The organism is Bacteroidales bacterium, from assembly GCA_016709865.1.
Taxonomy (GTDB): domain Bacteria; phylum Bacteroidota; class Bacteroidia; order Bacteroidales; family VadinHA17; genus LD21.
On sequence record JADJLX010000006.1, the window covers coordinates 358,021 to 370,171 of the forward strand.

At 42.1% G+C, this 12,151-nt stretch carries 8 protein-coding genes; 1 reads left to right on the forward strand and 7 read right to left on the reverse strand.

Annotated features, from left to right (window positions below):
- Window positions 1-102 precede the first annotated feature (102 nt).
- Complete coding sequence (locus tag IPJ16_17895) at window positions 103-1,620, forward strand: hypothetical protein (protein ID MBK7629040.1); 1,518 nt, start codon at window positions 103-105, stop codon at window positions 1,618-1,620.
- A gap of 145 nt (window positions 1,621-1,765) precedes the next feature.
- Here IPJ16_17895 and IPJ16_17900 read toward each other — a convergent pair whose 3' ends face one another.
- From IPJ16_17900 to IPJ16_17930, 7 genes are all read right to left on the reverse strand, one after another.
- Window positions 1,766-2,320: a hypothetical protein gene (locus IPJ16_17900; protein MBK7629041.1), complete on the reverse strand. Its 555-nt coding sequence runs from the start codon at window positions 2,318-2,320 to the stop codon at window positions 1,766-1,768.
- A gap of 195 nt (window positions 2,321-2,515) precedes the next feature.
- Complete coding sequence (locus IPJ16_17905; protein MBK7629042.1) at window positions 2,516-3,157, reverse strand: hypothetical protein; 642 nt, start codon at window positions 3,155-3,157, stop codon at window positions 2,516-2,518.
- Window positions 3,158-3,227: 70 nt separating this feature from the next.
- Entirely contained in the window at window positions 3,228-4,553 is a 1,326-nt protein-coding gene (locus tag IPJ16_17910) for a Gfo/Idh/MocA family oxidoreductase (protein MBK7629043.1), read from the reverse strand.
- A 186-nt stretch (window positions 4,554-4,739) separates the two neighbouring features.
- Window positions 4,740-7,241: a DUF4982 domain-containing protein gene (locus IPJ16_17915; GenBank protein MBK7629044.1), complete on the reverse strand. Its 2,502-nt coding sequence runs from the start codon at window positions 7,239-7,241 to the stop codon at window positions 4,740-4,742.
- Between the two features lie 28 nt (window positions 7,242-7,269).
- The gene (locus IPJ16_17920) at window positions 7,270-9,870 is read right to left on the reverse strand and encodes a DUF4982 domain-containing protein (protein ID MBK7629045.1); all 2,601 of its coding nucleotides are present in this window, start codon (window positions 9,868-9,870) and stop codon (window positions 7,270-7,272) included.
- Window positions 9,867-11,171 carry a PQQ-like beta-propeller repeat protein gene (locus IPJ16_17925; protein MBK7629046.1) on the reverse strand — a complete coding sequence of 435 codons (1,305 nt, stop codon included), beginning with the start codon at window positions 11,169-11,171 and terminating at the stop codon, window positions 9,867-9,869. Before IPJ16_17925 ends, IPJ16_17920 begins: the two co-directional genes overlap by 4 nt.
- A gap of 140 nt (window positions 11,172-11,311) precedes the next feature.
- Entirely contained in the window at window positions 11,312-12,022 is a 711-nt protein-coding gene (locus IPJ16_17930) for an aquaporin family protein (protein ID MBK7629047.1), read from the reverse strand.
- Between the last annotated feature and the right edge of the window lie 129 nt (window positions 12,023-12,151).

The window sequence follows — 12,151 nt, forward strand, 5'->3', positions numbered from 1 at the left end:
ATGAAATGTCCCGCTTCCGGGAATTATCTTGTATATCTGATATAACCATATCTATTTTTATCCTCTGAAGTATGCTATAAATAAATCTTAAATGAGATAATTATGGAGAAAAATGAGAGAAATGATTTTGGGAGAAATTTCCTCTGGCTTCTGTTAGGATGCATCTTTCTATTGTTTATGGGCGGCAAATGGAACCTCCCGGTCACAACCTGGATCGGTTCAATATTCTTTCTGAGATATTTCAGGATGCAACCCGGATCCCGGGGAATCCTGCTGGCTTTCCCATTTATCCTATTGACTTCACATATCTGGTTCATAGGTCTTGCTGAACAGGTGGAACCGGGATTTAAAATTCTCATTGCTGTAAGCTTTACACTTTATATAATGATCCCATGCCTTGTTGACCGGCTCCTGTACCGAAAAATCAACAGTCAGCTCCTTTCAACCATGGTATATCCTGCTTCCCTTATTGTGATACAGTTCCTCCTCTCATATGTTGAACAACTAGGGACCATACTTCACTGGACCGGGTCAATGTTCTCGCTAAAACCTCTTATACAGCTTGTTTCAATAACAGGAATATGGGGTCCCTCCTTCCTTGTCGGATGGTTAGCCTCCATAATCAATTTGTTATGGGAAGAAAAATTCGAACTGAAGAAAGTTAAAATCCCTGTTACTGTATTCACAGGACTTTTCCTTCTGATAGTAATGTGGGGCAGTATCCGCCTGGCTTTCTTTGCTCCGGATTCTGGCACGGTCAAGGTTGGATCAGTAATAGTCGGCTTTGAAGAAGACAATATGTTCTATATATATGAAGATGATAAGTCGGAGGCAGATAAGCTCAGGGAGAAAGAAAAATACCGTGCCTTAACATTTAAGGTTCAGGATGAATTGTTTGCTACTTCAGAAAAGCTCATTCCTTCAGGGATCAGAATTCTCTCATGGGCAAGTGGCAATGCTGTTGTGTTTGCAGAGGATGAGGCTGCATTAATAAACCGTATGCAGAATTTCGCCAGGGAAAATCAGATTTACTTTTTCCCCAGCCTGCTTGTACTCGGTGATTACAAAGGGCCTGATCAGAATCATGTACTTGCAATCCGGCCCGACGGGCAGATCGAATACGATCATTACAAAGGAAGAAATCCAAATGCCAGTTTTTACAGAGGTAACATGGTCGAAATAATCAACACTCCTTATGGGAGAATTGCCTCACCAATCTGTTTCGAGATGGAATTTCACCGCTTTATAAGACAAGCAGGTAAAAAAGGTGTGGACATCCTTATTGTTCCTGGAGACGAACCAGCCAGAGGAGCAGCAAACATGCATACTGAAATATCAATGTTCCGTGCTGTTGAAAACGGATGCTCAATGCTTAGAACAACTCTTGAGGGACTCACGATGGGAGCAGACTACCAGGGAAGAGTTCTTTCTCAATTGGATTTTTATAAAACATTGAAAAACAGGTCTATTATTACTGAGTTACCTGTAAAAGGAATGAAGACAATATATTCCTGGGCCGGGGACTGGTTTGCCTGGATTTGTGTAATTATGTTAGTATGTTTTGTAGCTTTAGCATCCTTTAATAATGACATGAAGAATATTTTTCACAGCAGAATTTGAAGCAGACAAATCATGCCTATAAATAATTCAAGGTTAGATACTTCAAACCTCCTGTCTACAAAGAAAAAGCCTTGGTGTAAAGCACCCTAAAACAGATCATGAATTAATCCTTCCAAACTCAAGTATTGCTCAGACTTTCCGTATCCTAATTAATTATCTTAAGACTATCCAAAGTAAGTGATTCATTAGTAATCTGGTTAGGAGGATGATAATAAGTAAAATGTGTCATCCCACTATCTGCCTTAAATCTGAAACTCCAACGTGTGGTACTTGAATTCCCCTCTTGCTTAAGTTCATAAATGTTATCATCCTGAAATCTTTTAAAACTGATTTTCCATATTGATAACGATGATGAAAATGATAACAGTGAAGATGATTTATCTTCAATTATTGTTAAGTAGGAAATACTATCTGATATTACTATTGTCTGACCAGCAACTTTAATAGTGGCATTCAGTATGCGTTCGATACGATAATTAACTGACCTGTCTTCTTCTAATACAGATGTTACCTTCCAGGTTTCAGTCCCATTAGTATAAGCAGAAATTCCGGTAAAACGGTATTTGGAATATGTGTAATAAAATTCATTCCCCAAGATAAGAGGGAACAAATCATAGTCTTCCTGTTTTTGGCAGGAATTAAACATAAAAGTTGATAAAACTAGAAACAATAGGAATCCGGTGTCCTTACGTTTTCTCATTATACCAAAATTACTTCCTTTTTCGATTCAAGTCAAGTGTTAGAACATCGCAATTTTATTATAGATCATGACATCCAGCTCATAGATGTTCTGAATATCATTAATTAAGTTAAGGTTAGATATTGCAAATATCTCGTCGTAAAAAAAGCCCTGATGCATCTCAACAGGGCTTTTTAATATTGTCACAATCAATGTTTACTCCCAGAAATCAAAAGTCTTCTCCTCTTTGTCAGAGTTTTTAATACAACGAATAGAAAACCCGTTTTTCTTATTTACCGGGTAAAGAGACAGATCAGGCTTGGAAGAGTATAATGCCCCGCACCAGGTTGTAACATCATCATCATCTACATTTGTCCAGAAATAGGTTGTATTTCCCAGGTGTTCCATCGCTTTATCACCGCCCTGCCCGCTGGCTAGTGCAGTAAAACCACTTGAATTTGTGGCTCCGGTATTAGGGCTCTTCCAGGTAGCTGTTCCTGTCTGTTTTAACTTACCTCCTGACTGTTCATCTCCTCCAAGAAAGTTAGATAAATACCACCAGTCCTGCATTGAAGGCAGATGCCAGCCATCGGGACAGGCTTTTGTTGCAGCTTCCCATGTATATAAGTAACCATGAATCTTTAAATAGTCGTTTACATTTTCATAGACAGAGCATCCGCTTGCAGTTTTAAACGCAAGGTTTTCTCCCATCCATACCTGATCGTTGATTTTAACTGTTTTGTAAACCTTACCATCTCTTGCATCTGTAAAAGAGCCTGTTTCCTGGCCATATGCAAAGGAATAAATGCCAGCAGAAAGAAATAAAATTATAATCAAAAATTTGGATCTTCTAATCATCCTGAAACGGGTTAATTATTAATACTAATGTCTAAAAAATATTTGGTCAGTCTGTAATGAATAAAAAAAATTATCCGTTAAGTACCCAACCCTTGCGATATTCCTTTGTCAGGAAGGCATTCGCAGCTGAATCATTTGTAACCCTGCCTGCAACCGGATCATATTGCAATTCCTTACCTGCCTGATGAGCTGCAAGACCGAGCATTAATGTCTCAATCATACGGCCTGCATAATCAAAATCGCAGTCTGTCTTAAGGTCACCCTTGCATGCATTGAACCACTGAGCAACAAAATCTCCCATAGGAGGTGCAACCTGACTGCTATTTGGTGATTTGTAGTAAGTCATGTCTGCTCCGCTCCGATTTGGCAGAAGCATACGGTTTGTAAAGTCAGCTACAAGAGTTCCCTTTGTGCCTTTGAACATCGCACCATGACCAATTTTAAGAATGTCAACGGCTGGATTCGGGGAGGCGGGACTTAACTTACCCTGGTACCACTCAACAGTAATTGGTCCGCGCCAGTCGTTGGCAGGAAAATTGAATTTTGTATGAAGGTTAGAGGCTACAACCTCATTATTGAAAGGGTCTCCCTCTGCCCAGGCGCTTGTAGGCTGGCCTGCATCTATTGCATTCCAGGCCAGGTCCATCGTATGGGCGCCCATGTCTCCGTTCTGCCAGCTGCCGAAATCATGGTACATATTCCACAAAAGACAACCTGCTCCCGGTCTTGCGCCGAAATAGCCCGGATTAAAAGGATGCATCTGAACCGGACCGATCCACTGTTCCCAGTCAATATCAGCTGGTGCAGGTCCTGCTGCAGGAAGATAACCGGTCTTATCATGAGTACGGTTACCCCATGCAACTACCTCTTTCAGTTCTCCAACAGCACCGCCGCGAACAAGTTCAGATACCCGGTTAAAATTCTCATTTGCATGTCGCTGTGTACCATGCTGTGTGGCAAGTTTATTCTTGTTTGCAAGATATACTTTCCGAACCTCACGTGCTTCTGTAACGCATTCACCTACAGGCTTCTCGCAATAAACATGTTTTCCGCGATTCATTGCCCAGATGCTGATAAAAGCATGGTGATGATCAGGTGTACAGATAAATACTGCGTCTATATCTTTTTGTTCAAGGCATTTGCGCCAGTCGGTGTATTGTTTTGCATTTGGATACTGTTTCGCAGCCAGTGCCATATTTCCTGCATGTACATCGCATATAGCAACAACATTCTCGCTGGCCAGCGCCTGATAATGCTGACTACCGCGACCATGTGCACCAATGAGGGCAATATTGAGTTTATCACTTGGACTTTTTCCTGAGAGAATACCTCCCGGAAGGATAATCAGTCCTGCTCCGGTTGCCGCAACGGATTTAACAAAAGTACGTCTTTTCATAATAACTATTTTTGTAATTAATTGAGTTTCAGATCCTGGTTACCAATGCCTTTGTTATCAGTTCCTGCAGTAAAATTTCAGGAATTTAAACTATTCTAAATTTAGGTGATGTTTTAATCATTTCAAAATTTATGAACGGTTTTCAATATTCATAAATGTTCAGGATCTTGTACGTTATAGTAATATTTATTCAGCTGTTATAGTCAGGAAGGCATCCTTCAATCCTTTTGCAGTGGCCCTGACATATATTTTCCCGGGACTAGATTCCGGTCTGATTATAGCCAGACATATGCCCTGAAAGCTTTTTTTCTCCGGCTGTTGAAAGCTGGATAAATCTGCCGGATTTCCACTCCCTACACCAGCAAGTTCTCCTTTACCTTTTATATTAAAGGTTACAAGAATATCATCGGCAGAAGGAACAATATTCCCTTTGGCATCTATTATTTCAGCCATAACATACGACAGATCATTTCTGTCTGCCCTGATCCTGGTTCTGTCAGCAACCAGTCGAATAGCCTCAGGCTCACCGGTTGTTTCCAGAATTTGGGTTGCTGTCTCCATTCCATCGTCAAAGCAGCGGGCAATCAGTCTGCCAGCCTCCCATGGTATTTCAAAAGAAGTAGTTATAGATTTACCTGCTTCAGTATTCTGTTCTCCAACAATCCTGCCATTTAACTCAAGCCTGATCTGCTGACTTCGTGAGTAGACATGCACCAGCATTTTTTCACCCTCATGGCCGTACCAGTTCCAGCTCTTCATCTCATCAGGGAATCCCCAGTTACTTGTTACCTCGGTTTTGCCTTCGGGAACAGGACGATGGACAAACATTTCAACTTTGCTCTTGCCCCAAACCACAGACTGATAGTATGAAGGAACCTTCCTGTTTCCGATAAGGTCGATATCTCCCTGGTAATTAGTGAATACAGGCCAGGCATCACGGTTGAATCCTCCACCTGCCCCCTGTAAATTACTGGTATCAGGAATTATACTCCTCAACTGAGGCATGCCCCTGCCCGCCTCTCCAAGATTATCTGTTGCTGTCCATACAAAATACCCTATTACATAAGGAAGTCTCTTTACTATCTCAAAATTCTCCAGAGCCAGCGGGGGATTAGTTTCAGTACCTGCCATTACACGCTGAGGGTATTTAATATGATCCTCCTCATATCTTTTATATGCATAATTATAGCCTATTAAATCAAAGAGGGCAAGGTGATCGGGGATCTCATGCCACTTGCTTTTTTGACCCCTCATCCATGCAAAATCCATAAAACACTCTGTGACCCAGCGTGTTTGGTCTAATCGCCGGATTTCTCCTGTCAGATTTCCTGCAATTCTTAGTCCTGAGGTATCAAAAGCCTCCCTGATTTCATTACCTATACTCCAGATGATAACAGATGGGTGATTTCTGTCGCGTTTAACCCACGACTCCACATCTCTCTGCCACCATTCCCTAAACCAAAGGTGGTAGTCCTGATTCCTCTTTGCAGTTTCCCACATATCAAAGATTTCATCAATAACTACCATTCCTAACCTGTCGCAGGCATCGAGCAATGCTGCTGATGGCGGAGTGTGTGCAGTTCGGATTGCATTGAATCCACTGCTTTTAAGTATTTCAATCTTCCTTTCCTCAGCGCGGTCGATTGAAACAGCACCCAGTGGCCCGTTATCATTGTGTATACATCCACCTATCAGTTCAACAGGCTTGCCATTTAATGTAAATCCGTTCTCAGCATCTATTTTTATACTCCTGATTCCGAAATGAGTTTCCTGAACATCAATTACATTGCCATTTTTAAGTACAGAAACCCTGGCAAGATAAAGATGTGGTTCATCAATAGACCACAGAGATGGCATACTTACCTGAGTCTCCTGAGAAACATTACAGGTTTCGCCTGATACCACTGCTGAACTGGTAATAGTTGTAACCAGTTTATCTTCCGGATCAAACAGCTCTGTACGCAATTCAATTTCTTCATTACTGTTACCGCGGTTTACGATTGTTGCATCAACTTTCACCACCGCAGAGTTTTCAGAGACGATTGGGGTTGTAATGTATATGCCGCCTGAAACATCTATGTGAACCTGATCTTTTATAATAATCCAAACATGCCTGTAAATACCTGATCCTGAATACCATCTGGAATTCATTCCTTCATTTTTAACACGAACAGCAACAATATTAGGCTTGCCCGGAGGATTCAGATATTCAGTAATATTATAATAAAAAGGTGTGTATCCATAAGGATGAAATCCAAGATGTTTCCCGTTTAGCCAGACATCTGATTTCATGTACACACCATCAAACTGCAGGTATAGGATCTTATCTTTATCCTCCCTGCTGATTGTAAATTTCTTCCTGTACCAGCCTGTACCACCCACCATATAGCCAGAACTACCTTTATCAATTGCAGATCTGTCGAATGGTCCTATAATATCCACACCATTCTGCCCCGGCAGATCTTCAATACTCCAGTCATGCGGAATATCAATAACTCTCCAGTCAGAATCATCGAAATCAGCTGACTCGGCACCAGAAATCGAGTCTTTCCTGAAGCGCCAGTCAGAATCAAATAGTGTTGCTTTGCCGGAGATGCAATTAGTACTGCTGTGTTGACATGAAAGAAGTAAGAGACAAACAAGTACCCCAAATAAAAAGTAATTCAACCGCTTAAGCCTGTTTTCCATAAAAGCTATTTTATAGTCAGGCTGCAATTTATTTGGCAGCTATTACAATATTTGCATCCTTCAATCCTGCAGCAGTTGCCTTGACATAGATATTTCCCGGTTTCTCAGGACGTATTATCGCAAGGCAGATCCCCTGATATGCTTTTTTCTTTGGCTGCTGAAAACTCGACATATCTCTTGGATTACCGCTACCAACTCCTGCTACTTTACCGCTTCCTGTAACCTCAAAATTCACAAGGATATCATCGGCATCAGGAACAATGTTACCATTCGGATCTAATATTTCAGCTCTCACATACGAGAGGTCATTCCTATCAGCTTTGATATCATATCTGTCTGCAATAAGTCTTACTGAAGACGGCTTTCCAGTAGTTACAAGTATCTGAGATGCTGATTCCTTGCCATTCTCGAAGCAACGTGCAACAAGCTTGCCCGGCTCATAGGGTACTTCGAAAGTAGCAGTAATTGATTTTCCGGGTTCAATATTCTGTTCACCCACTACCTTGCCGTTTAGCTCAAGTTTCACAAGAGGACTTCGTGTATAAACGTGGACAATGAATTTCTTACCTTCCTGTCCGGCCCAGTTCCAGCTCTTAAGTTCATCGGGAAATCCCCAGTTGCTCACAGTCTCTTTCTTTCCTTCAGGAATTGGACGATGTACAAACATCTCAACTTTGCTCTTACCCCATACAACATACTGATAATATGACGGAACTTTCCTGTTTCCGATTATGTCAATGTCGCCCTGGTAATTAGTATATACCGGCCATACATCTCGTCTGAAGAATCCACCACCTGCAGGAGGTGTTCCAGGAGCTGCTCCCGGTGCACCGGCCGGTGCATTTGCAGCCTGATTAACCTGCTGGTTTGCGGCAGCAGGTAATGCTGGATTGGCTTCTGAGGTGATATCCCTTAGCTGAGGCATACCTACTCCTGCCTCACCAATGTTATCTGTTGCTGTCCAGACAAAGTATCCGATCACATAAGGAAGTTTTTTTACTGTTTCATAGTTTTCAAGAGCCAGCGGAGGATTTGTTTCACTGCCAATCATAACCCTGTCGGGATATTTAACATGATCCTCTTCATATCGCTTCCATGCATAATTATACCCGATAAGATCAAAAAGGGCCATGTGCTCAGGAATCTCATCCCATTTACTTTTCTGACCTCTCATCCAGGCAAAGTCATTAAAACATTCTGTTACAAAGCGGGTCTTGTCGAACCTGCGTATTTCACCTGTCAGATTTTTTGCGATCCTGTATCCTGATGTATCGAATGTTTCACGGATTTCGTTCCCAATGCTCCATATTATTACCGATGGATGGTTTCTGTCGCGCTTAACCCACGACCCTACATCTCTCTGCCACCATTCTTTGAAATAAAGGTGATAATCCTGCTCCTTTTTAGGGGTTTCCCACATATCGAATACCTCATTGACAACAAGCATCCCGAGCTTGTCGCATGCATCAAGCAATGCTGGCGATGGAGGATTGTGGCTGGTTCTGATGGCATTAAAACCATACTTCTTCAATATCTCAATTTTTCGCTCCTCAGCACGGTCAATTGAAGCTGCGCCAAGAGGACCATTGTCGTGGTGATAACATCCTCCAATCATTTCAACCGGTTTGCCGTTAATTGTCAAACCGGCCTTTGCATCTATTTTTATACTTCGGATACCGAACTGAGCCTGCTCATAATCTATAATTTTTCCATTTTCAATTACAGATACTTTTGCCACATAAAGGTTGGGTACCTCAAGAGACCACAAAGCAGGCCTTTGAACAGTAACGAGTTGTTGAACTTCCACTGTCTGGCCAGGTCTGACTAACGAATTGGTATTTATCGCGCCAGCCTGCTTACCCAAGGCATCATATAACTGAGTCTTAAGAACAATTTGTTTTTCCGTTGACCCACTGTTTGTGATATAAGAGGCTATATTCACATCTGCCGAATATTGCGAAACGGACGGAGTTGTAACATACAGACCACCGGCAACATCAATATGGACAGGATCAGCAAGTGTCAGCCACACATGACGTGTGATACCTGAACCAGAATACCAGCGTGAATTCAATCCTTTGTTTCTGACACGGACAGCAACAACATTTGGTTTTCCGGGTGCATTAAGGAATGATGTGATATTATAATTGAAAGGTGTATACCCGTAAGGATGAAATCCAAGATGTTTTCCATTAATCCAGACATCAGAATTCATGTATACTCCGTCAAACTGCAGATAGGCAATCTTGCTCTTATCTTCAGGTTTAATTGTAAAGCTTTTCCGATACCAGCCAATTCCTCCAACCGTATATCCGGAACTCATCTTGTCAACAGAAAGTTTGCTGAATGGCCCGATGATGTCATCACCGTTCTGTCCCGGAAGATCTTCAATGCTCCAGTCGTGAGGCACACTGATGATTCTCCAACTGGCATCGTTGAAACCCGGATTCTCAGCACCTGCAATACTGTCTTTCATGAAACGCCAGCCATCATCGAATGAGAGTGTCCTTACAAGGGGGGCTGGTGCTGTGATTTGGCTAAATACTGACAGACCGCTAAATATCGTCAATCCCAGGCACAGAGCGAGAGTAACGACGAATGAACCTGACAGAAAGCTTTGCCTTTTCATTTTACAACTTTAACACACATCAGACGGCTCTGATCGCGGATAAGAAGTTTACCATCAGCTAATGCAAGCGGTGCCCAGTTCTGTGTCGGGAACCTCTGATCGCCTGAATCACCCTTAAGTAGTTCAGAAGAAGAGATCGCTTTAAAGGCTGTCGGATCAGGCTCAATTAGATATACCTTACTGCTGCCATCTGTGACAAGCAACAAACCATCAGCCAGGATCATACCACCTTTATCAAATAAGGGTGCTCTGCGTGTTATCCATTTTACCTTTCCGTCCATTCCCATACAAACCAGACCGTCTTTTCTTTCGTTTGTTGAATACTGAGCGTAGAAATAACCGTTAACAAGAACAGGAGGCTGTGTGTGTGCACCAAAATCAGGATTCTTGAAAAGTTCTGTAACATTGTAGGTGCCATCAGCCTTTTTCTCAACTTTTATCATTGATGATCCTGCATTATATCCTCCGGTGATCAGCATCTTTCCTTCACCTGCGTCAACGGCACTCGGGGCAGGGATTGAGCATTGCCAGTTTCCATATTCCCAGAGAATTTTGCCTGTAATTGGGTCTATTCCAACTACTTTACCGCCACTGGCGCTTTCTCCGCGACCAGCTGAAGCTGTTATCATTACAACGTGGTCTTCTTTTCCAACTTTTACAATTGCAGGGCTTACATAACCAACAGGTCCGAGAGATGGGGTTGCCCATTTAACTTTTCCAGTCAGTTTATCGTAAGCCACAACACCAGCCTGAGGAGCCTGTGAAGCCAGGATAAGCAGATCACCGTAAACCATAGGACACTGGCTTATTGCCCAGGTAGGGATTTTTGCCCCGCCATAATCAGTCCAGACATTCTTATTCCATATTGGTTTATGTGTATTGATATCAATGCAATAAAGGTCTCCATAAGGTCCGCATGAATAAACCCGGTTGCCATCTACAGCAGGTACGCTTCGTGATCCGGGAAACATTACAGATCCGGGAGCATCATAACTAAAACTCCAGAGTTCCTTACCGGTTGCAAGGTCAAAACATCTCATCTTATCCCCAACTTTGTCATCTCTGTCAAGCAAATAGGCCTTCCCTCCTTTAACAACAGGACCGCCAAAACCGATGCCAACTTCAGTTGTCCAAAGCACTTCCGGACCCTGCTGCGGCCATGTGCGTAGAAGACCTTTCTGAGCAGACATGCTGTTTCTGTTGGGACCAAGATATTGTGGCCAGTCTTGAGCAATGGCAGAACTAAATGCACTAATGCATAAAAGAATGTATATACTTCTGCGAAAAATTTTTGTTATCATATTATGGCTTTTTTAAGTTTTATTCCAAGGTTCGAATATATATAATATAATGGAATGCAATATCCGGTCTGTTTCTTATAAGATGCCAATCTTGCTTTAAAAAGAAAAATCGTGTCGCAATCGCGAAGAATCTTTTGTTTTCAAACTCCGAATATCAGAAACATTCCTGCTGCTATCGCTGCGCCAACAAGAGGACCGACTATAGGCACCCAGGCATATCTCCAGTCACTGTCGCGCTTTGATGGCATTGGCAGGAAGAAATGCATAATGCGCGGACCAAGGTCGCGGGCCGGATTAATTGCATACCCGGTGGGGCCGCCAAGTGACAGACCAAGTCCAAGGACAACAATAGAAACAGGAAGTGCATTAAGTGCTCCCAGTCCTACATCAGGGGCTGCCATGTATAGAACAGCCAGAGATAAAATATATGTACCGATTATCTCTGTAAGTGTATTATACCAATAACTTCTGATATTTGGTGATGTACAAAATACCGCCAGCTTTGAATCGGCATCTTCAGTTGCATCAAAATGCTTTTTGTATGCAAGCCAGACAAGAAATGCCCCGAACATTGCACCTAAAAGCTGGGCGCACCAATAAAGAGGCAGTAGTGAAAAAGAGAATTTATTGGCCAGAACGAGTGCCAGTGTTACAGCCGGATTTAAATGTGCCCCGCTTATCGGTGCTGCCACAAGTACTCCGGTAAACACTCCTACTGCCCATCCAAAAGTTATTACTATCCAGCCGCTGTTGTTACCTTTTGTTTTATTGAGAAGCACATTGGCAACTACTCCTCCTCCAAAAACGATGATTATTGCTGTTCCAAAGAATTCAGCGAAAAATGTATTCATATTACCAAATTATTAAATTATCACTTGAAATTAGATTCTGTATATCTTATAAATTTGTCTTTGTTGAAAGAATTTCGGATTTCGGATTTTTGATTGCGGATTAAAGTCGAAATTGGATTCCAATAAATC